Origin of the sequence: Candidimonas humi (assembly GCF_019166065.1) — a bacterium.
Lineage (GTDB): Bacteria > Pseudomonadota > Gammaproteobacteria > Burkholderiales > Burkholderiaceae_B > Candidimonas > Candidimonas humi.
This window is the reverse complement of the sequence record NZ_JAHTBN010000001.1, coordinates 269,311-287,897: the sequence shown is the minus strand read 5'-3', so window position 1 is coordinate 287,897 and position 18,587 is coordinate 269,311. Positions and strand designations below refer to the sequence as shown.

General features: G+C 64.3%; 21 protein-coding genes and 3 riboswitches. Of the genes, 12 read left to right on the top strand and 9 right to left on the bottom strand.

All coding sequences use genetic code 11. From position 1 onward, the window contains the following. Positions 1-2: 2 nt before the first annotated feature. Together KVP10_RS01290 and KVP10_RS01285 are read right to left on the bottom strand one after the other, a co-directional pair. A complete protein-coding gene (locus tag KVP10_RS01290; protein ID WP_217962653.1) occupies positions 3-947 on the bottom strand; it encodes a respiratory chain complex I subunit 1 family protein in 945 nt (314 codons plus the stop codon). Positions 948-1,096: 149 nt separating this feature from the next. Beyond that, positions 1,097-1,163, bottom strand: a riboswitch (Fluoride riboswitch). A gap of 120 nt (positions 1,164-1,283) precedes the next feature. Beyond that, positions 1,284-1,352, top strand: a riboswitch (Fluoride riboswitch). A gap of 53 nt (positions 1,353-1,405) precedes the next feature. Beyond that, positions 1,406-1,549, bottom strand: coding sequence for a hypothetical protein (locus tag KVP10_RS01285; RefSeq protein ID WP_217962652.1), 144 nt, complete (start codon positions 1,547-1,549; stop codon positions 1,406-1,408). Here KVP10_RS01285 and crcB (KVP10_RS01280) point away from each other — a divergent pair. From crcB (KVP10_RS01280) to KVP10_RS01240, 9 genes are all read left to right on the top strand, one after another. Continuing rightward, entirely contained in the window at positions 1,548-1,934 is a 387-nt protein-coding gene (gene crcB / locus KVP10_RS01280; RefSeq protein ID WP_217962651.1) for a fluoride efflux transporter CrcB, read from the top strand. The genes KVP10_RS01285 and crcB (KVP10_RS01280) overlap by 2 nt on opposite strands. A 120-nt stretch (positions 1,935-2,054) precedes the next feature. Next, entirely contained in the window at positions 2,055-2,384 is a 330-nt protein-coding gene (locus KVP10_RS01275) for a DUF190 domain-containing protein (RefSeq protein ID WP_343218670.1), read from the top strand. Between the two features lies 1 nt (position 2,385). Continuing rightward, entirely contained in the window at positions 2,386-3,021 is a 636-nt protein-coding gene (locus KVP10_RS01270; protein ID WP_217962650.1) for a histidine phosphatase family protein, read from the top strand. 176 nt (positions 3,022-3,197) lie between these two features. Beyond that, complete coding sequence (locus KVP10_RS01265; protein WP_217962649.1) at positions 3,198-4,364, top strand: MFS transporter; 1,167 nt, start codon at positions 3,198-3,200, stop codon at positions 4,362-4,364. Between the two features lie 262 nt (positions 4,365-4,626). Beyond that, positions 4,627-5,655, top strand: a complete 1,029-nt coding sequence (locus KVP10_RS01260) for an ABC transporter substrate-binding protein (protein ID WP_217962648.1) — start codon at positions 4,627-4,629, stop codon at positions 5,653-5,655. Between the two features lie 10 nt (positions 5,656-5,665). Then, complete coding sequence (locus tag KVP10_RS01255; RefSeq protein ID WP_217962647.1) at positions 5,666-6,751, top strand: ABC transporter ATP-binding protein; 1,086 nt, start codon at positions 5,666-5,668, stop codon at positions 6,749-6,751. Between the two features lie 2 nt (positions 6,752-6,753). Next, positions 6,754-8,439, top strand: a complete 1,686-nt coding sequence (locus KVP10_RS01250) for an ABC transporter permease (protein ID WP_246600233.1) — start codon at positions 6,754-6,756, stop codon at positions 8,437-8,439. Between the two features lie 130 nt (positions 8,440-8,569). Next, on the top strand, positions 8,570-9,619 hold the full coding sequence (locus tag KVP10_RS01245; protein WP_217962646.1) for an aldo/keto reductase: 1,050 nt from the start codon (positions 8,570-8,572) through the stop codon (positions 9,617-9,619). 186 nt (positions 9,620-9,805) lie between these two features. Further along, a complete protein-coding gene (locus KVP10_RS01240; RefSeq protein WP_217962645.1) occupies positions 9,806-10,363 on the top strand; it encodes a peroxiredoxin in 558 nt (185 codons plus the stop codon). A 145-nt stretch (positions 10,364-10,508) separates the two neighbouring features. Here the strand turns inward: KVP10_RS01240 and KVP10_RS01235 are convergent, their stop codons facing one another. Beyond that, the gene (locus KVP10_RS01235) at positions 10,509-10,760 is read right to left on the bottom strand and encodes a hypothetical protein (protein ID WP_217962644.1); all 252 of its coding nucleotides are present in this window, start codon (positions 10,758-10,760) and stop codon (positions 10,509-10,511) included. 303 nt (positions 10,761-11,063) lie between these two features. Between KVP10_RS01235 and KVP10_RS01230 the strand changes: the two genes are divergently transcribed. Further along, positions 11,064-11,762, top strand: coding sequence for a haloacid dehalogenase type II (locus KVP10_RS01230; protein ID WP_217962643.1), 699 nt, complete (start codon positions 11,064-11,066; stop codon positions 11,760-11,762). 57 nt (positions 11,763-11,819) lie between these two features. Here KVP10_RS01230 and KVP10_RS01225 read toward each other — a convergent pair whose 3' ends face one another. Further along, a complete protein-coding gene (locus KVP10_RS01225; RefSeq protein WP_217962642.1) occupies positions 11,820-12,242 on the bottom strand; it encodes a PPC domain-containing DNA-binding protein in 423 nt (140 codons plus the stop codon). After that, positions 12,232-12,732, bottom strand: coding sequence for a PCC domain-containing protein (locus KVP10_RS01220; protein WP_217962641.1), 501 nt, complete (start codon positions 12,730-12,732; stop codon positions 12,232-12,234). Before KVP10_RS01220 ends, KVP10_RS01225 begins: the two co-directional genes overlap by 11 nt. A 391-nt stretch (positions 12,733-13,123) precedes the next feature. Beyond that, a riboswitch (Fluoride riboswitch) is annotated at positions 13,124-13,203 on the top strand. A gap of 206 nt (positions 13,204-13,409) precedes the next feature. Here KVP10_RS01220 and crcB (KVP10_RS01215) point away from each other — a divergent pair. Together crcB (KVP10_RS01215) and KVP10_RS01210 are read left to right on the top strand one after the other, a co-directional pair. Then, entirely contained in the window at positions 13,410-13,793 is a 384-nt protein-coding gene (gene crcB / locus KVP10_RS01215) for a fluoride efflux transporter CrcB (RefSeq protein WP_217962640.1), read from the top strand. A gap of 11 nt (positions 13,794-13,804) precedes the next feature. Continuing rightward, the gene (locus tag KVP10_RS01210; protein ID WP_217962639.1) at positions 13,805-14,131 is read left to right on the top strand and encodes a DUF190 domain-containing protein; all 327 of its coding nucleotides are present in this window, start codon (positions 13,805-13,807) and stop codon (positions 14,129-14,131) included. 17 nt (positions 14,132-14,148) lie between these two features. On the opposite strand, the gene KVP10_RS01205 is transcribed toward KVP10_RS01210, so the two are convergent. The 4 genes from KVP10_RS01205 to KVP10_RS01190 all read right to left on the bottom strand — a co-directional run bounded on the left by KVP10_RS01205 (position 14,149) and on the right by KVP10_RS01190 (position 18,417). Further along, entirely contained in the window at positions 14,149-14,547 is a 399-nt protein-coding gene (locus KVP10_RS01205) for a DUF488 domain-containing protein (protein ID WP_217962638.1), read from the bottom strand. A gap of 140 nt (positions 14,548-14,687) precedes the next feature. Next, the gene (gene fumC / locus KVP10_RS01200; protein ID WP_217962637.1) at positions 14,688-16,082 is read right to left on the bottom strand and encodes a class II fumarate hydratase; all 1,395 of its coding nucleotides are present in this window, start codon (positions 16,080-16,082) and stop codon (positions 14,688-14,690) included. A 192-nt stretch (positions 16,083-16,274) separates the two neighbouring features. Next, a complete protein-coding gene (locus KVP10_RS01195) occupies positions 16,275-17,345 on the bottom strand; it encodes a type I glyceraldehyde-3-phosphate dehydrogenase (protein WP_217962636.1) in 1,071 nt (356 codons plus the stop codon). 196 nt (positions 17,346-17,541) lie between these two features. Next, positions 17,542-18,417, bottom strand: coding sequence for a LysR family transcriptional regulator (locus KVP10_RS01190; RefSeq protein WP_217962635.1), 876 nt, complete (start codon positions 18,415-18,417; stop codon positions 17,542-17,544). Positions 18,418-18,587 lie beyond the last annotated feature (170 nt).

Genomic DNA, 18,587 nt, shown 5'->3' with positions numbered 1-18,587 from the left:
CTTCACCTCACCTGGTTGGCGACGATGGCCAATATGGCCAGCAGGAACGATGCCGCCAGGGGTTCCTGGTAGCGGTAGTAGCGCAACCTGGATTGCGCCGTCTCGACAAACACCACGACCAGCGAGACCAGCATGAATTTCAGGCCCAGCGCCAGCAACGATCCCAATACACCTAGCGCTTCGCCCTTGTACGAAAGGCCCCAGGGCAGCACCAGCACATTGCAGAAAATCGTGTACAGGATGAACTGCTTCATCATCGAGCCCCACTTCAGCAGCGCGAGCAGCGGGCCGGAATATTCCAGGATGCGCGCCTCTTCGATCATGTAGACCTCGATGTGGGTGCTGGAATGTATGGGCAGCCTGTCGGTCTCGACCAGCAGCAGGATGAAGAAAGCGGCCACCAGGAACAGATGCGCGGGGCCCCAGTAGACTTCTGGCTGCTGCACCAGCAGATGGTTGACCACGAACGGCAACATGGATTTGGCCAGCAGCGTAATGCCGACGAACACCAGGATGAGCGTGGGTTCCGCGAGAATTCCGAGCATGACCGAGCGCGACGAGCCTATGCCGCCGTATGCGCTGCCGGAATCCAGGCCCGCCAGGGAAATCATGAACGCGCCCAGCGTCAGCACGAAGCCGCCGCCCAGCAGGTCTCCCATGTCGGACTGCGGCAAGGGATAGTTGGTCAGCACCGGGATCAGCATCGGCACCGTCAGCATGCAGGTGAAGGCCAGTATCGGCGCCAGCCAATAGATGAAGCCGGCGGTCTGCGGAACCACGATTTCCTTGTGGAAGAGCTTCCATAAATCACGATACGGCTGCCAGATGCCGGGCCCCTGTGCGCGCTGTACCCGCTCCTGCCACTGCAGGATCAGGCCCTGCAGCAAAGGGGCGAAAATGACGACGGTGGCAACCTGTGCGATCTGAAGCAAGATGTCCCGTACCATGTCGCATCCTCGCTCAGGGCGCGCGCCGAAGATGCCGGCCGCGGTACGACACGTCGCGTAGGCGGGCGTTGCGCGGGCATGGAAGCTGGGAACTTATCGGGACTTTGGACACCGGCATCACCAATCCTTTTCCCCGTATGGGGAGGCAAGAACAGGTAGGCATCATTAGCCGGTATGGTGGCGGTTTTGAGGAGGAATGCCATCTCCTTGCGATCAAGTTTACAGGCCAGTCCATGTTTGCGCAATGCGCTGCGCGCACTTGGCTATATCCGCGCAACAGGCGCAAGTGCAGACGCATTTTTAAATTGCGCAGCCCTACCCTCGTTGATACAATGAATGCCCTACGGAGATGGCATTCCTCCGATAAACGCCGGCTTAGTTCCGGATGATGATGCCTGCATGGTCCCGGTGCGGAACTGCAGGAAATGATTTGCCTCGCGGTGTCGACCGGGTCGTATTCAAGTATTGAAAACATCTGGCGCCATGACACCGTGCAGCTCCGCTTTCCCCCATTCCTCCTCTACCCAGTTGTCCTGCCGCTTGCGCGCTTCGCCCGCTGCCGGGCAGACGCCCGAAGACTCGCGCACGCAAGGCTGAGCCATGCTGAGCTCCGTCATTGCGATCGCCGTCGGGGCCGCGCTCGGCGCCCTGCTGCGCTGGGCGCTGAGCATGGCGCTCAATTCCGTATGGCCGGTTATTCCGCTGGGAACCCTGGCGGCCAATCTCGTGGGCGGCCTGCTGATCGGCGTGGCCAACGAATTCTTCCGCCATTACGCCGGCCTGGCGCCCGAATGGCGCTTGTTCGTCATTACCGGCTTCATGGGCGGCCTGACGACCTTCTCCACTTTCTCCATGGAAACCGCCACGCTGATACAGAGCCGCGAACTGGCTACGGCCGCGTTCGAGATCGGCATACATGTGACGGGCTCCGTGTGCCTGACTCTGCTGGGCGTCGTGCTGGTGCGCTTCCTGGCGCGCGGCATCTGAGCATGCGGCGCCACGCCCGCCCGCCGATGCCGCGGCGCCCCGCCGACGCGTCCACCAATCCTCTTGCAGATCCACCACCGTCATTGACCACGTAAACACAGAAAGAGAGGGAATGCCATCATGATGAAGGGATACCAACTTACGTTCTTTACCCAGCAAAGCCATGTCCACAACCATCGTCCGCTGCATCAATGGCTGCTGGAGCTCGCGCAATCCATGCAGATACGCGGCGTCACGGTATTCATCGCCCAGGAGGGAGTCGGCCATCACCACAGGCTGCATTCGGCGCATTTCTTCGACCTCACCGAGCAGCCGGTGGAAATCACCATGGTGGTCTCCGACCAGGAATGCGACGCCATCATGCAGCGGCTGCTGGCCGAACCCGAACTGAACCTGTTCTATGCCAAGACGCCTGTCCAGTTCGGCACCATAGGGCAGCCGGGGGACTGAGATGACCACCTTGATACTCATGCGCCACGGACACGTCGACGGCATACTCCCTGCGCGTTTTCGCGGACGCGCCGAACTCGACCTCAGTGCCTTGGGAAAACTCCAGGCCGAGCGGCTGGCAGGCCGCGTCGCGGCGCGCTTTCCCGCCGCCGTATCGCTCTATACCAGTCCCATGGGGCGTTGCCGGCAGACCGCCGAGCCGCTCGCCCGGCTCCTGAAGCTGGAGCCTCGGCCGCTGCAGGGCCTGCAAGACCTGGACTATGGCCAATGGCAGGGCCTGACCCACGAAGAAGTCAAGAAGCGTTGGCCCGATCTGTATGCGGGCTGGCGCGGCAGCCCGCAGTTGATCAGGCTCCCCGGCGGCGAGTCGCTGCAGGATCTGGTGGCGCGCACTGCGGACGGCCTGCGCGATGTGCTGCAGCGCCACCCCGGAGCCGCCGACGTCGCGCTGCTCGTCGGCCACGACAGTGTGAACCGCGCGCTGTTGCTGCAACTGCTCGACCAGCCTCTATCCGCATATTGGCTGCTTGCGCAAAGCCCATGCTGCATCAACTACATCGAGATCCAGGGGCGGCGCGTACAAGTGCGCGGCGTCAACGACACCGCGCACCTGGAAGGCCTGGCTCCCGAAGCCTAGGGCCCGCGACGCCGGCGCCGGGGCACGGCCCCGACTCCCGGAATAAAAGGCACCGGCGGCAACGGCGTAAGAAATGCCGCATCAAAAGTAAAAAAACTGTGCAAGATCTCGATATGGCGCATACCCAAACTCCGGAATCCCGCCGCTCGCCTGCCGCCGCACCCGATGCACGCCGGATGGCTTACCGCTTCGTGCTCTTGATCGGGGCGCTCAGCTTTTTCGCCGACTTCACCTACGAAGGCGCGCGCAGCATCCTCGGCCCATTTCTTGCCAGCTTGCAGGCCAGCGCCCTGGTGGTCGGCGCCGTGACAGGCTTCGGCGAGCTGGCAGGCTATGCGCTGCGCTGGGTATCGGGACGCGCAGCCGATACCTCCCGCAGGTTCTGGCTCATCACCATCGTTGGATATCTCGTGCAGATGGCGGCGGTGCCGGCCCTGGCCTTGGCACGCACCTGGCCCGAGGCTGCTGCGCTCATCATCATCGAGCGCATCGGCAAGGCCATCCGCAACCCTCCGCGCGACGCCATGCTTTCATATGCGGGTCAGCACATCGGCGGCTACGGCTGGGCCTTCGGCCTGCACGAAGCCCTGGATCAGCTCGGCGCATTGTGCGGCCCGCTGCTGGTGGCCTGGCTGCTCGCGCGCCACGGCGACTATCGCATGGCCTTCGCTGTGCTGGCGATTCCGGCGCTGCTCAACTGGTGTGTGCTGGGCCTGGCCCGCGTGTTGTATCCCCAGCCGCAGGACATGGCCGAAAGCTCGGGCGCGTCCGGCGCACGCCGCGAGTTGCCTGGGGTATTCTGGCTATACCTGGTCGCTGCGGGGCTGATGGCCGCGGGTTTTGCCGATTATCCCTTGCTTGCCTATCACTTCAGCCGTACGAATGTAGCGCCCGGCATGTGGGTGGCGGCCCTGTATGCCATCGCCATGGGCGCCAGCGGTGCCGGCTCGCTATTGTTCGGCTTGCTGTTCGACCGTTACGGTTTCGTGGTGCTGATCGTCCTGAGCGTGCTGTGCGCCGCTTTCGCGCCGCTGGTGTTCCTGGGCAATTTCTGGCTGGTGCTGCCGGGCGCCATCCTGTGGGGCCTGGGCATGGGGGTACACGAATCCATAATCCCCGCGGCGGTTTCCCCCATGGTGCCGCCGCATATGCGCGCCACGGCCTTCGGCCTGTTCACCGCGGGCTATGGGGTATTCTGGTTCGCGGGCAGCGTGGCGATCGGAGCCCTCTACGACCATTCCATAGCCGCCGCCGTCGCATTCTGCCTGCTGACGCAATTGGCCGCGGTCGCCCTGCTGGTGCCGGTGCGGCGCCTCGCCCGGCGCCTGGTCCCGCGAGCCTGAGGCTCCGGCACGATAGACATGATCGTGCACAATCCCGCGGCATTTCACCCTCGACGCATGAGCGTCCACGAGCCATTGCCCCGGCCGGTTTCGCGCCCGAGGGCCTCGTCCGCAGCGACACCGCTGCCGATAGCGGCCGGCTGCGTATTTTCTTGTATCGACCTGATCTACACGCTAAGATTCGCCCAGGACGGTTCGGCGCGCCCGGCCGTCGCACGACACAGAATCCACGAAAACCGCCACCAATAAGGGGATGAAGACAATGAACAAGATCGATCGCCGCGAATTCCTGAAACTCGCGGGCGCGGCCGGGCTGGCCGGGATACCGGGCCTGACGCCGGCGCTGGCTGCCGAAAGCGACATCTTTGCCAAGGGCAAGGCCGAGGGCAAGGCGGTGTTCTATGCCAACATCACTTCGGTGTCGGCCGTCATGAAGGCCTTCAATGCCGATACCGGCATCGACGGCATATACACCCGCATATCCAGCTCGAAGTTCATCCCCACCATACTGACCGAATTCACCGCCGGCAAGCTGCTGGCCGACGTGGTGCAGGCGCCGCGCCCCATGCTCGAACTGCTCAACGCGCAGAATGTGCTGGATGCCTACCAGCCGCCCGCCGCTGCCGGTTATCCCGAATGGGCGCGCAAGGATCCGCACATGACGATGTTCGGCATCGAATACGTGTCCTACCTGTACAACACGGATCACGTCAAGGACGCCGACGCGCCCAAGCGCTACGAAGACCTTACCGACCCGAAATGGAAAGGCAAGATCGTGATGGCCGATCCTTCCACGCACTCGTCGACGATCTCTTGGCTGGTGGGCCTGAAAGAACTGGTGTTCAAGTCCGAATCCGACTGGATGCAGTACCTGAAGGGGCTGGCGGCCAACAAGCCCATGTTCGTGGCCTCCTTCGGCCCGACGCCGGCGCCGGTGGAAAGCGGCGAAAAGCTCATCGGCATTTCCATGCCCAAGTACATCGTCACCAAGGCTCCGGCGCCGCTGGCCTGGGGTCCGCGTTCGGGCCAGCCGCTGCTGGGCACGCCGCGTGCCATCGGCATGCCGCAGCATGCTCCGCATCCCAATGCGGCCAAGGCTTTCCTCGAGTTCTGGCTGTCCAAGAAGGCCATGGGCCTGCTCGCCAGCAAGGTCGGCGAATACGTGCTGGCCCCGGGGGTATATCCGCCCATCGAAGGCATAGACAAGGTGAAGGTGCTGCCGGTGCGCGACCTGCCCGACGCCGAAATCGAGAAATGGGGCCATCAGTTCGGCCAGATCTTCGCCAAGTAATCGGCCCAGCATGGAAATCCGCATCGAAGGCCTTACCAAGCACTACGTTTCCGAAGGCAAAAAAGTCAAGGCGCTGGACGGCGTCGACCTGGTCATTCCCGCCAACCAGTTCTTCACCCTGCTGGGGCCCAGCGGCTGCGGCAAGACCACCTTGCTGCGCTGCATAGTCGGGCTCGAAACGCCCGACGAAGGCGAGATCCGCATCGGCGGCGACGTCGTGTGGTCCAAGGCCAAGGGCATTGCCGTCCCGCCCGAGAAGCGCGGCCTGGGCATGGTGTTCCAGACCTACGCGATCTGGCCGCACATGAGCGTCTTCGACAATGTGGCCTACCCCCTGCAGGTCCGGGGCATGAGCAAGGACGTCATACGCGACAAGGTCGCCAAGACGCTGCGCTTCGTGCAACTGGAAGGCTACGAGCGGCGTTCCGCCACGCGCCTGTCGGGCGGCCAGCAACAGCGGGTCGCCCTGGCGCGCGCGCTGGTGGGCGAACCCAAGGTGATACTTTTCGACGAGCCGCTGTCCAATCTGGACGCCAAGCTGCGCGAAGAGACCCGCAAGGAATTGCGCAGCTTCCTGGGCGCGCTGGAAATCACGGCCGTCTACGTCACCCATGACCGCGTCGAGGCCCTGGCCTTGTCCGACTCGATCGCGGTCATGCGGCAGGGGCATATCGTCGAGATCGGCAGCCCGCAAAAGATTTATTTCGATGCCGAGCACCAGTTCGTGGCCGATTTCATCGGCCGCGCCAACCTGATGCCGGCGCGCGTGCGCGCCCACGAGCAAGGGCATACCGTGGTCGAGTCCGGCCTGGGCGTGCTGCGCTGCCAGCAGCGCAACCTGCCGGCCGGCAGCGAAACCATACTGTGCATCCGGCCCGAGTTCCTGCACGTCACGCGCGGCGCCCAGGACCCGGACGGCAATCCGCTCAAGGGCAGCATCCGCTCCATGGAATTCGTCGGCGAGGTCTACGAAGCCGAGATCCGCGTGGGCGACCGGACCTTGCTCGCGCGCATCGATCCCGACGTGCCGGTGCGCGAAGGCGACACAGTCGACCTGAGCGTGGCGCCCGCCCACTGCATGCTGCTCTCGGCCTGAGTATGAATTCTTCCCGCAACAAACTGACCTGGCTGCTCATCGCCATCGTCGGCTTCCTGACCCTGTGTCCCGTGGCCATGCTGCTGGCGGGCAGTTTTTCGCAGGGCCTGACCGCCTTCGGCAAGCTGACCTATGCCAAGTACGTGGCCGCCTACACCGATCCGGCGCTGCTGGGCGTGCTCTTCAATACCGTCGTCTTCGTGCTCGGCTCGTCGCTGCTGGCGACCGTGCTGGCGCTGTTCCTGGCGTACCTGAACACGCGCACCGACATTCCGTTCAAGCCGCTGTTCACGGTGCTGTCCATCGTCCCGATGATGATTCCGCACGTGCTGTTCTCGGTGAGCTGGGCGCTGCTGCTCAACCCTTCCAACGGGATGCTCAATACTTTTCTGAAAGACGTGCTGTCGCTGCAGCACGCGCCATTCAATATCTATTCCCTGCCCGGCATGATCCTGGTGGAGGGGCTGCTCAACATGCCCATCGCCTACCTGATCATTGCCCCCGCCCTGTCGTCCTTCGACATTTCCCTGGAAGAATCTTCGCGCGTGTTCGGCGCGGGCGTATGGCGCACGCTGGTGCGCGTGACGCTGCCGGTGCTGCGGCCCGCCATTCTGGCGGCCTTCGTGCTGGGCATCGTGCGCAGCCTGGCCTCCTATGCCGTGCCGCGCGTACTGGGCACGCCCGGCCGGGTAGACGTGCTGGCCACCTATCTGTTCCAGATGATCTCCACGGGTTTCGCGCCCGACTATGGCCGCGCAGCGGCCCTGGGCATGAGCGTGCTGGCGGCCTCCATAGGCCTGATCGTGCTGTACCGTGCGCTGACCGCCGACGGCGGCAAGTTCGTGACGGTTGCGGGCCGGGGCTTTCGCCCCGCCGTCATCGAACTCAAGCGCGCCCGCGGGCCGCTGTTCTGCGTGGTGGCGCTGCTATGCCTGATCATGGCGGTGCTGCCGGTGCTGGTGCTGCTCTATACCTCGCTGGTGCCCTACGCGATGGTGCCCAGCGCCCACGCATTCTCGCTCATGAGCTGGAAGAACTGGGTCGAGGTGCTGCAGGATCCGGTGTCGCTGCTGGCCTTGCGCAACAGCGTGTTCCTGGGCGTGGTAGGCGCCACCCTGGGCGTGCTGCTGTCGATATTCGTGGCCTACGTGATCGTCAAGGTACGCACCCGCGCCGCCGGCCTGCTGGAATCGCTCAGCTTCCTGTCCTTCGCTTTTCCGGGCATCGTGATCGGCATAGGCTATATGTGGTTCTTCGTGCAGACGCCGCTGTACGCCACGCTGTCGGCGCTGCTGCTGGCCTATATAGCCACCTACCTGCCCTATGGCGTGCGGCCGCTGGCCAGCGCCTTCGTGCAGCTGCATTCCCATCTCGAGGAATCGTCGCTGGTGTGCGGCGCGAGCCCGATGACCACCCTGCGCCGCATCATCGTGCCCTTGCTGATACCAGGCATAGTCTCGGCCTGGATCCTGATGGCCACGATGTTCCTGCGCGAACTGACGGTGTCGGTCGTGCTGTCGCGCCCCGGCAGCGAAGTGCTGGCGGTGCAGATCCTCAACTTCGCCGATGACGGCCTGTGGGGCAAGCTGTCGGCGCTCGGCATCGTGATGATCCTGATTTCCACCGGCCTGGTCCTGCTGGCGAGCCTGGCCGGCAAGAAATTCCGGACCATGCAGGTCTCCCACTGAAGGACCCGGCCCGGGCCGGCCTGCGCAGACCCACAGAAAAGATTTAAATTACAGGGATCGACACGCAGCGCCGGCCATGCGCGGACAGGTTCGCGCGGCCGGCCGTGCCGCTAATCCGGGAGTCTACGCAATGCGCTATAGGAAATTCGGCCGCACCGGCCTGTTCGTCTCGGAACTCTGCCTGGGCACCATGACCTTCGGCGGCCAGGACGGCATGTGGCGGCAGATCGGCGATCTGGGCCAGGCCGAGGCCGACCGCCTGGTCGGGCAGGCGCTCGAACAGGGTATCAACTTCATCGACACGGCTGACATCTATTCGGACGGACGCTCCGAGACCATGGTCGGCCGGGCGCTCCGGAACCTGAGCGTGCCGCGCGAAAACGTGGTGATCGCCACCAAGGTGCATGGCGAAACCGGCACCAAGGGGCCCAATTCGCGCGGCTTGTCGCGCTACCACATCATGAACGGCATCAAGGCCAGCCTGGAACGGCTGCAGCTCGACCACGTCGACCTCTACCAGGTCCACGGCTTCGATCCGGCCACGTCCATCGAGGAAACGGTCATGGCGCTCGACAGCCTGGTGCGCCAGGGGCTCGTGCGCTATGTGGGCGTATCCAACTGGGCCGCCTGGCAGATCATGAAAGCCCTGGGAATCTCGCGCGAACGCGGGCTGGCGCGCTTCGAGTCCCTGCAGGCCTATTACACCGTGGCTGGCCGCGACCTGGAACGCGAAGTCGTGCCCTGCCTGCAAAGCGAAGACGTGGGGCTGATGGTATGGAGCCCGCTGGCCGGCGGCCTGCTCAGCGGCAAGTACGGGCGGCAGTCGCAGCCGCAAGAAGAAAGCCGGCGCCGCAGCTTCGACTTCCCGCCGGTAGACCTGGAGCGCGCCTACGACTGCATAGACGCGATGCGGCCCATGGCCGAAAAACGCAAGGTTTCGGTGGCACAGATCGCCCTGGCATGGCTGCTGCACCAGCCCGTCGTGACCAGCGTGATCATCGGCGCCCGGCGCATGGACCAGCTTCAGGACAATATCGCGGCCACGGACATCGCGCTGGACACGGACGAACTTGCGCGCCTCGACGCCGCGAGCCGGCTGCCGGCCGAATATCCCGGCTGGATGATAGACAGGCTGGGCGCATACCGGCGGGCACAGATGCAGGAAACCACGGAAACTTGAAGCCTGCCGCAGGGGCCCGAGCAGTCGGCCAGCCGAAGTGGGGACGCAACGCGGGGTCGGTCCCCGCAGCCTGGTAGCCGCAGATCTGCGCAAAGGGTAAAAAAACGCCCGAAACCCGCGAACTCTGCTTTAATTGACACAGGGCCGGCCCGCATCGGCCGGCTCGCTCATGCAACGAGGCACACCATGATATCGCTACGTTTATCCGGCGCATTGGCTTGCGGCGCCTGCAGCTTGATGCTGGCATTGCCGACGACCGGCCAGGCCGCCCTGGCGTTAGGCAGCCCGGCGCCGGACTTCAATGTCCAGGCCACGCTGGGCGGCAAGGTTTTCGGTTTTTCGCTCGACAAGGCGCTGCGCAAGGGCCCGGTGGTCCTGTACTTCTATCCCGCGGCCTTCACCAAGGGCTGCACCATCGAGGCCCACGATTTCGCCGACGCGATCGACGAATACAAGCGCTACGGCGCTACCGTGCTCGGGGTCTCGGCCGACAATCTGGACAAACTGCGCAAGTTCTCGGTCAGCGAGTGCCGCAGCAAGTTTCCGGTGGGCGCCGACCCGCAGGCCAAGATCATTGCCGCCTACGACGCCAAGGCCGCATTCAATGCCAGCCGGGCCAACCGTATATCCTATGTGATTACGCCGGATCACAAGGTCTATTACGAATACAGCAGTTCCAACCCCGACGGCCACGTGGCCAAGACCATGGCGGCCGTCAAGAAGTGGGCGCAAGCGCACCACTGATGCGGATTCGTGATCGGCAGGAAATCCGCAGCGCATGGCCGCGATCGGCCCAAACGCCGCGGCCACGCGCAGCAAGGCTCTAGTCTTTTCGATCGCGTATCCGCACGGGGCCTGGGGCGCCCGGCCAGGGGCGCGGGGCGACGCCCTATTCCGCGATGCCCATGCCTCGTTCTATCATCCCTTCGACGTAGCTGACGAGGTACTGGCGCAAGGCCGCCTCGTCCATGTCGTGATCTTCGATGACGCCCTGGGGCGTGCCCTTCAGGACGTCGTCATGATAGACGTGCGCACTCCACTTGACGCTGTGGCCGTGCGTATAGCGCAGCTCGTAGCGGAAAATTTCCCCGCCGACCTTGCGGGTATACAGCTCTTGTATGGTCTGGGTGTGCGCCTTCATGTTTCGTCTCCGGGGCGGCAAAGTTTCCGGCGCCCTTGCCGGCAGGCCCGGTCCATTCGGGCCTGCCGGAAATAGCATACATCGTTACATCGCTTCGTGGATGGCGACCGGACACGGCGCGCGCCGCCGGAAGCATGAGGCCGGCGGGCCCGGCGGGCCGGGGCAAGAGCCCCGTGGCGCAGCGTGCCCGAAGCCGGCCATCCGGCCTAATTCCCTGCAAATCAAACGGAATGTCAAGTGGGATTGCCCCGAATGCCTACTTGAGGCAATATGGTAGCTCTGCTGCAGTCCCGAAGGTGCTTCATGCCGTCCGCAAGCTCATACGCCGTGGTGTTCGATGCCTACGGCACCCTGTTCGATGTGCATTCCGCCGCATCGACCATCGAAAGGCTGTTTCCCGGGCGCGGCACACAGCTCTCGCAGTTGTGGCGCAGCAAGCAGCTCGAATATACCTTCCTGCGCACCCTGGGCGAACGCTACGTCGATTTCTGGGCCGTTACCGAGTCGTCGCTGCAGTATGCCTGCGACGCGCTGATGCTGCCCCTGGACCCCGGCGCCCGGCACCGCCTGATGCAGGCCTACACCGAGCTTGCGCCTTTTGCCGAAACGCTCGAAGTCCTGATGACATTGCGCGAATCGCAGCGCCAGCTCGCCATCCTGTCCAATGGCAGCCCGGCCATGCTGCAAGCCCTGGTCGCCAACGCGCACATGGAAAACCTCTTCACGCGCGTGCTCAGCGCCGACGCCGTGCAGCAATACAAGCCCGCTCCGGCGGTCTACGAACTGGCCTGCCGCACCCTGGGCGTGCCGGCGCAGCGCATCGTATTCGTGTCGGCCAACGGCTGGGATGCCGCCGGCGCAGGCTGGTACGGATTCCGCCCCTACTGGGTGAACCGCCAGGGCATGCCGATCGAACGCCTGGACTCTCCGCCGCGCAAGACGGCCACCACGCTCAAGGGCCTGCCGGAATACCTCGATCACCTGGAAATGTCCCAAGGCTGATCCGGCAGCCCATGGCGCGCAGTGTACGGCCGCCAATGCGCTGCCGCGCTTGCAGAGCTATTGCACTGAAGTCATTTCCGGCGCGGCTTCGGGCAGCCATTCCTGCACGGTAAGTTCGACAGTTACGCAGGTGGGCGTAGCGCCACGCACGAACTTGCCCGCGTAAGAGGCGCCGCGGTTGTCCGCCACGATGCCGAACAAATCGGCCCTGGGCCGGCCCGTCGCGGCATCGGTGGCCACGCTGCCGGTCAGCGACAACAGTTCCACAGCATAGCCTTGCACATCGACGGTCCTGGACGGATCCGCCGCGGCCTGTTCCAGCCTGGCCCTGAACAGGCTGCCCAGGCCGCCCTTGACTATGGCATTGCGCACGCCATTGGCCGCGCACAGTTCTTCGATGCTTTCGACCAGGTCGTCGTTGCACAACAGCCTGGCGGAAAACACGCGGCCATAGCGGCCGCCGACCAGCCTAGATTCCATGGCGGGCCTCCTGTCGCTTCACCGGGTGGAACACGCGCATGTTCGAGGTGCGATCCAGGTCGAGCTCGAAGCCGCTGTTGCGCGTGGCGATCAGCTGCGCACGCAGCCCCGCCGCGCCGGCGATGCAGCGCGACGTATCCAGATGCCCGCCGTGCATGCGGCCGTCGGCTGCGAGCAGCAGGCCATGGCAATGCAGCAGCGGCGCCCCGTCGTTGCCATAGCCATAGGTGGCATTGGCCGACAGCAGCAGCGCCCTGCCGACATCGATGCCGGCGCCATATTTGACCAGGGTCTTGCCCGAGGTTTCGGGAGGCGCGGTGTGGTAGACCGAGGCATCCAGCCATCCGGAGCCGAATTCGATCTGCGCGCAGTGTATGCCGGCTTGGCCCAGCGCCTGGCGCACGCCGGCCCAGATGCCCTGCCCTGCCGCGATATGCAATTGAAAGCAGTCGACGTCTCTATCGTCGACCGCCAGGATCCTGCTGCTCATGGCGTTAATCCTCGCAAAGATACGGTGGCTTTTGGCGCACCGCGCTTCGATTACGGGTAGCCGCCCGCACAGGCTTTGTGAGCCGCGCAAGCGTGATGCCGGATACCGCCGCGGGCATGGGTCCCTATTGTCAGGGCCCGGGGCTGAGCTCATACCACGGGTTCATGATATGGACCCAGGCTACGTGCCGGCTGATATCCGGGCTTGATGATAGAGCAATGCCCATTCCTCAACAAGAGTAGCGGCAGCGCTATTCGGGTAGTCACCTATCCGTAATATGGACCGATCGACACGGCCATGATGCAGCACCGCGCTCACGCGTGGCCGCAAGCGACCGGGCATCGCTCCCGTGCCGTGCAATTGCGCGGCATGGCGCTGCTTGCTACACTTTGCGCGCAACGGAGATGGCATTCCTCCCAGTGTCGCAACACTGAAACCGCCGGTACGCCGACTGATGATGCCTACAGGTTTCCTGGCCACAGGGGCTGTGGGCGTGTGCGCACGAGTCCGAATCGTGGTCCGGGTCCCCATACACAAGGATCTAGTTTCATGACCACGTACAGGCGGCAATTTCCTCGACATCCCTACGCATGCACAGGCGCTCGTTGCGCGCTTGCATTCCTTATGCTCCATCGTCCGCCGCAAGGCCAGGCACGGCTCGCTGCCGGGAGCCGGCCATGAGCGGCGCGATTGTCGTCATTTCCATTGGGGCGGCGCTAGGCGCACTGCTGCGCTGGGTGCTGGGCATGTCGCTCAATGCAGTGTGGCCCACCATACCCTTGGGCACGCTGGTCGCAAACCTGGTAGGCGGCCTGCTGATTGGCGTGGCCAACGAGTTCTTCCGCAATCACGCGGGACTGCCGCCCGAATGGCGGCTGGCCGTGATCACGGGCTTCATGGGTGGCCTGACCACGTTTTCCACTTTCTCGCTGGAAACCGCAACCCTGCTGCAAGGCGGCGAAGCAGGCGCGGCGGCCATGGAAATCGGCCTGCATGTAATAGGGTCGGTCGCGCTCACCTTGCTGGGCATTTTCATCGTGCAGTATGTATCCCGAGCCTGAAGGGGAACGCCATGACCGGTTATCAATTGAGCTTTTTCATGCAGCAGAGCCGCAGCCACAAGGGCAAGGCCCTGCACCAATGGCTGCTGGACCTGGCGCAATCCATGCAGATCCGCGGCGCCACCATGATCGCCGCGCAGGAAGGCCTGGGCAGCAAGCACCGCGTCCATTCGGCGCGCTTCTTCGAACTTGCGGACCAGCCGATAGAAATCACCATGGTGGTCTCGGAAAGCGAATGCGAGGCGATCCTGCAGGCCTTGCAGGCCGAGCCCGGCCTGCGCCTGTTCTACTCGAAGGTGCCGGTGCAGTTCGGCGTCATCGGCGAAGCCGAGGACTGATTACGGAGCGGCCGGTTTCAGGCCGCCGTGCGCCGCGCCTTTTTATGCGCGGGCGCGCCCAGGGATCGGAGTTCTTCGGCCAGCACCACTGCCTGGTTGTGTTCGGTGTCTTTTGCCGCATACAACAAGGTGATTTCTTGCTTGCCCGCAGCAGCCAGCAGTTCGCGCATGCGCGCCTCTTGATCGGGCGCGTGCAACTCGGAGCGATAGCTGTCCTTGAATTGCTCCCAGTGCTCTACCTTGTGGGAAAACCAGGTGCGCAGCTCGGCGCTGGGAGCCAGGTCCTTGTACCAGGCATCGAACTTGAGGCTTTCCTTGGACAGGCCGCGCGGCCATAGCCTGTCGACCAATGCCCGGTAGCCGTCGGACGGCTCGGCCTCTTCGTAAGCGCGCTTGATCTGTATGCGAGTCGTCATGGCTGTCTCGAATCAGGGCCTGTTCATGGCGGGGCGGGCTCTTTTTTCGGGATGAGCAGGCTCTCTGTGCCCCTACCCCCGAATGCCCGGATGTTCCAGGTGCAGCGGAGCCCGCCGCGGCGAGCCCCGCTGTCGTCCGATCAGGGATGGGTCATGTCCATGGGCACGATCCATTCGTCGTACTGCTCGGCCGTGACGTAGCCCAGGGCCAGCGCCGCGCTGCGCAGCGTGGTCTGTTCGTGCTGCGCCTTCTTGGCGATGGCGGCGGCCTTGTCGTAGCCTATGTGGCGGTTCAGCGCGGTCACCAGCATCAGGTTCTTCTCGAGATTGGCGGCGATGCGGTCCAGGTTGGGCTCTATGCCGACCGCGCAATGATCGTTGAAGGCGCGGCAGGCATCGCCCAGCAACTGTATGCTTTCGAGCACGTTGTGCACCATCACGGGCTTGTACACATTGAGCTGGAAATTGCCCTGGCTGCCGGCGAACGCCGTGGCGGCGTCGTTGCCGAATACCTGCACGCAGACCATGGTCATGGCTTCGCACTGGGTGGGATTGACCTTGCCCGGCATGATGGACGAGCCGGGCTCGTTGTCCGGTATGTGCAATTCGCCTATGCCGCAACGCGGGCCGCTGGCGAGCCAGCGCACGTCGTTGGCCATCTTCATGAGCGCTCCGGCCAAGGTGCGCAAGGTGGCCGACAGGTTGACCAGCGCGTCGTGCGCCGACAGCGCGAAGAACTTGTTCTTGGCCGAGCGGAACGGCAGCCCGGTGATTTCGGCGATGTGCGCCGCCGCCGTGTCGCCGAAGCGCGGATGGGCGTTCAGGCCGGTGCCGACCGCGGTGCCGCCGATGGCCAGGTCGTAGATGCCGGGCAGCGCCTGGCGTATGACTTCCAGGCCGAAATCGAGCTGGGCCACCCAGCCGCCTATTTCCTGCCCCAGCGTAATGGGCGTGGCGTCCTGCAGATGCGTGCGGCCGGTCTTGACGATGTCCTGGTACTGGGCGGACTTGGCCGCCAGGGTGTCGCGCAGCAGTTCGACGGCGGGAAACAGGTGTCGCTGCAGTTCACGGCCCACGGCGATATGCATGGCCGTGGGAAACGTGTCGTTGGACGATTGGCCGCGGTTGACGTGGTCGTTGGGATGCACCGGCGCCTTGCTGCCCATGACCCCGCCGGCCAGTTCGATGGCGCGGTTGGCGATGACTTCGTTGGCGTTCATGTTCGACTGCGTGCCGGAACCGGTCTGGAACACCACCAAGGGGAATTCGTCGTTGCGCTCGCCGCGTATGACTTCGTCGGCAGCACGCACGATGAGATCGGCGATGTTCTGCGGCAGTTCACCCAGTTCGGCATTGGCCAGGGCCGCGGACTTCTTGAGTATGCCCAGGGCCTCGATGATGGGCGCCTGCCATTTGAAGCGCGCCACGCCTATGGGAAAGTTCTGTATCGAACGCTGGGTCTGCGCGCCCCAATAGTGGTCGGCGGGAACCTCGATGGAGCCCATCGAATCTTTTTCAACGCGGGTTGAAGCCATTGTGCAACTCCTTGTCGCTATGCTTGCGGGCGCCGGGATGCGCGCCCTCTTTTCATGTACACAAGATTCTGAATATACATCCGGATTGCATATCATTCCGGGCAACGGCGGGCCCCGCCGCCCGGGGCCCGGCATACGCGGGTTCCGGCGCCAAGCCCCGGGACGGAGTCCGGCCTGCGGGAGGCCAGTCCGTCAGCCGTGCCGCGATACCGCGGCCGCCAGCTCTTCGGCGGGCGAAGCGAACAGCGCCGACCAGGCCTGCACCGCGTCCAGCAGCCTGCATGCGAAACCCCATTCATTGTCGAACCAGACGAAGACATTGGCCAGGCGCGGCCCGTTCATGCGCGTCTGGCTGCCGTCGACGATGACGGAATGCGGATCGTGGTTGAAATCCACCGAGGCATGCGGCGCATCGGAATAGGCTTGCAGGCGCGGCTGGCGTTGCGCCGCGGCGCGCAGCAGCGCGTTGAGCTCTGCGCCGCTGGCGTCCCGGGAAAGCTGCACCATGATATCGATGGCCGACACGTTCAGCGTAGGCACGCGTATCGCCTTGGCCTGTACCTTGCCCGCCAGCGCCGGCAGGAAGCGCTCCACCCCCTGGGCCAGCCCCGTGGCCACGGGGACTATGGATTGCATGGCCGAGCGGGTGCGCCGCAAGTCGGAATGGTGATAGCCGTCGATCAGGGGCTGGTCGTTCATGACCGAATGCAGCGTGCTCAGGAAAGCATGCTCGACGCCGAAGGCCCGGTGCAACTGGTCCAATACGGGCACCACGGCATTGGTGGTGCAAGAGGCGTTGGAAACCAGGCGTTCGCGGCCCGTGAGTTCGCCGTCGTTGATTCCGTATATCAAGGTGAAATCGATGTCTTGCGCGCTGCGCCCGGGGTGCGAGAGCAGCAGCCGCGGGCAGCCCGCCGCCAGGAAACGCTCCAGTTCGGAGCGCTTGCCGTACTGGCCCGAGCATTCCACGAGGATATCGATGTCCAGCGCTGCCCAGTCGACCTCTTCGGGGTTGCGGGCATGGCTGACGCGTATGGGCGCCCCGTCGATCTCCAGGCCCTGATCCAGTTGCCGCACCTCGCCCGGGAATATTCCATGCGTGGAATCGAAGCGCGTCAGATACGCCATGGAATCGAGATCGGCAGGTTCGTTGATGGCGACGACCTGGAACGAAGCGCGCAGCGGCGACTCGTGCAGCGCGCGCAGGAAGCAGCGGCCTATGCGGCCGTAGCCGTTGATCGCAAGGCGGATGGGATGAGGCATGTGGATGTTCCGAAAATAAGCGTACGGGCGCAGCCGGGAGCGCTGCCGCGCCATGCGCGCCGTCTCGATGTCACTGTACTACTTTCCGTGCGCGCGCGAAGACGGTGCGGCCTCGTCGCGCTGCCCCGGCGCGGGGCGGCACGCCTGTTTTCTACACGTGCGCAAGAACGGCGCAATCGATCGTGCCCAGTCTCGTTCAGCGCCCCGCCAGCTCTTCGAATACCTCGGTAATCGCGCCCGACACGGCGCGCACCCGGGCGCTGCGGTTGAGGTCGCCGTGCAGCACCAGCCACATGTCAAAGACCGTCGCCTTGTCCGGCCAGATGCGGCGCAGTTCGGGCTCCGTTTCGGCCAATGGACGGGACAGTTCGCCGATGCCCAGGCCATTGCGCACGGCATGCATCAGCATCAGGCTGGTGTTCACTTCCATCGACACGCGGGCATTGCGTATGGGCTCGCCGCATAGCGTTTCGCTCTGGTAGCGCAACACTTCGCGCTGGTAGATGACGACGTCGTGGCCTTCGAGCGCGCTTCCCTGGCGCGGCATGCCGCGTTCGGCCAGATACGAACGCGACGCGTACAAGCCGAGCTCCAGCCTGGCCAGGCGCCGGGCGATCAGGTCGGGACTGTCCGGGCGCAAGGCGCGCACCGCGAGATCGGCCTCGCGCCGCGTCAGATTGCTGAGTTGCGATGAAGAAGTCAGCACCACCCGGATCTCCGGATGCGCGGCGTGCAGCTTTTGCATGGCGCGCATGATCGCGTAGGCGGCCGTGCCGTCGGTGCAGGCGACCCGCACTGTGCCGGACAGTTGTTCGTCGGTGCCCTGCATCTGGCGCTGCAACTGGTGCGCTGCCTGCTCCATGCGCTCGGCGGCCTGGAAGGCCAGTTCGCCTGCAGGCGTGGCCACATAGCCCGCCGGCGTGTGCAGGAACAGCCTGGCCCCGAGCGTTTTTTCCAGCGCCGCCAGGCGCCGCCCGGCTGTCGCCTGGTCTATCTGCAGCACCCCGGCGGCGCCGCGCAGCGTGCCTACGCGGTAGATGGCGAGGAATACCCTGGCGTTGTCCCAGTCCATGCATGAATCCCGCAAGCGCCGCCAAAGAGAATGAATTCTTGGCGAGGAGTAGATGAAACCGGCAGGCCCTGCCGGGGCCCAGCCCGGCCAGGCTGGCAGCCGGATTTGGCCTCGCCACAATTGGCATCATGATGCATTTTTGCATCACTATAATGCGATTATATGGCTTT

Bases quoted from the DNA above. Each gene is read 5' to 3' on its own strand.
- crcB (WP_217962651.1), top strand. From the start codon at position 1,548: ATGCTGAGCTCCGTCATTGCGATCGCCGTCGGGGCCGCGCTCGGCGCC.
- KVP10_RS01240 (WP_217962645.1), top strand. From the start codon at position 9,806: ATGATATCGCTACGTTTATCCGGCGCATTGGCTTGCGGCGCCTGCAGC.
- KVP10_RS01270 (WP_217962650.1), top strand. From the start codon at position 2,386: ATGACCACCTTGATACTCATGCGCCACGGACACGTCGACGGCATACTC.
- KVP10_RS01290 (WP_217962653.1), bottom strand. From the start codon at position 947: ATGGTACGGGACATCTTGCTTCAGATCGCACAGGTTGCCACCGTCGTC.
- KVP10_RS01275 (WP_343218670.1), top strand. From the start codon at position 2,055: ATGATGAAGGGATACCAACTTACGTTCTTTACCCAGCAAAGCCATGTC.
- KVP10_RS01220 (WP_217962641.1), bottom strand. From the start codon at position 12,732: ATGAGCAGCAGGATCCTGGCGGTCGACGATAGAGACGTCGACTGCTTT.
- KVP10_RS01230 (WP_217962643.1), top strand. From the start codon at position 11,064: ATGCCGTCCGCAAGCTCATACGCCGTGGTGTTCGATGCCTACGGCACC.
- KVP10_RS01195 (WP_217962636.1), bottom strand. From the start codon at position 17,345: ATGCCTCATCCCATCCGCCTTGCGATCAACGGCTACGGCCGCATAGGC.
- KVP10_RS01260 (WP_217962648.1), top strand. From the start codon at position 4,627: ATGAACAAGATCGATCGCCGCGAATTCCTGAAACTCGCGGGCGCGGCC.
- KVP10_RS01210 (WP_217962639.1), top strand. From the start codon at position 13,805: ATGACCGGTTATCAATTGAGCTTTTTCATGCAGCAGAGCCGCAGCCAC.
- KVP10_RS01190 (WP_217962635.1), bottom strand. From the start codon at position 18,417: ATGGACTGGGACAACGCCAGGGTATTCCTCGCCATCTACCGCGTAGGC.
- crcB (WP_217962640.1), top strand. From the start codon at position 13,410: ATGAGCGGCGCGATTGTCGTCATTTCCATTGGGGCGGCGCTAGGCGCA.
- KVP10_RS01235 (WP_217962644.1), bottom strand. From the start codon at position 10,760: ATGAAGGCGCACACCCAGACCATACAAGAGCTGTATACCCGCAAGGTC.
- fumC (WP_217962637.1), bottom strand. From the start codon at position 16,082: ATGGCTTCAACCCGCGTTGAAAAAGATTCGATGGGCTCCATCGAGGTT.
- KVP10_RS01285 (WP_217962652.1), bottom strand. From the start codon at position 1,549: ATGGCTCAGCCTTGCGTGCGCGAGTCTTCGGGCGTCTGCCCGGCAGCG.
- KVP10_RS01250 (WP_246600233.1), top strand. From the start codon at position 6,754: ATGAATTCTTCCCGCAACAAACTGACCTGGCTGCTCATCGCCATCGTC.
- KVP10_RS01225 (WP_217962642.1), bottom strand. From the start codon at position 12,242: ATGGAATCTAGGCTGGTCGGCGGCCGCTATGGCCGCGTGTTTTCCGCC.
- KVP10_RS01255 (WP_217962647.1), top strand. From the start codon at position 5,666: ATGGAAATCCGCATCGAAGGCCTTACCAAGCACTACGTTTCCGAAGGC.
- KVP10_RS01265 (WP_217962649.1), top strand. From the start codon at position 3,198: ATGGCTTACCGCTTCGTGCTCTTGATCGGGGCGCTCAGCTTTTTCGCC.
- KVP10_RS01245 (WP_217962646.1), top strand. From the start codon at position 8,570: ATGCGCTATAGGAAATTCGGCCGCACCGGCCTGTTCGTCTCGGAACTC.
- KVP10_RS01205 (WP_217962638.1), bottom strand. From the start codon at position 14,547: ATGACGACTCGCATACAGATCAAGCGCGCTTACGAAGAGGCCGAGCCG.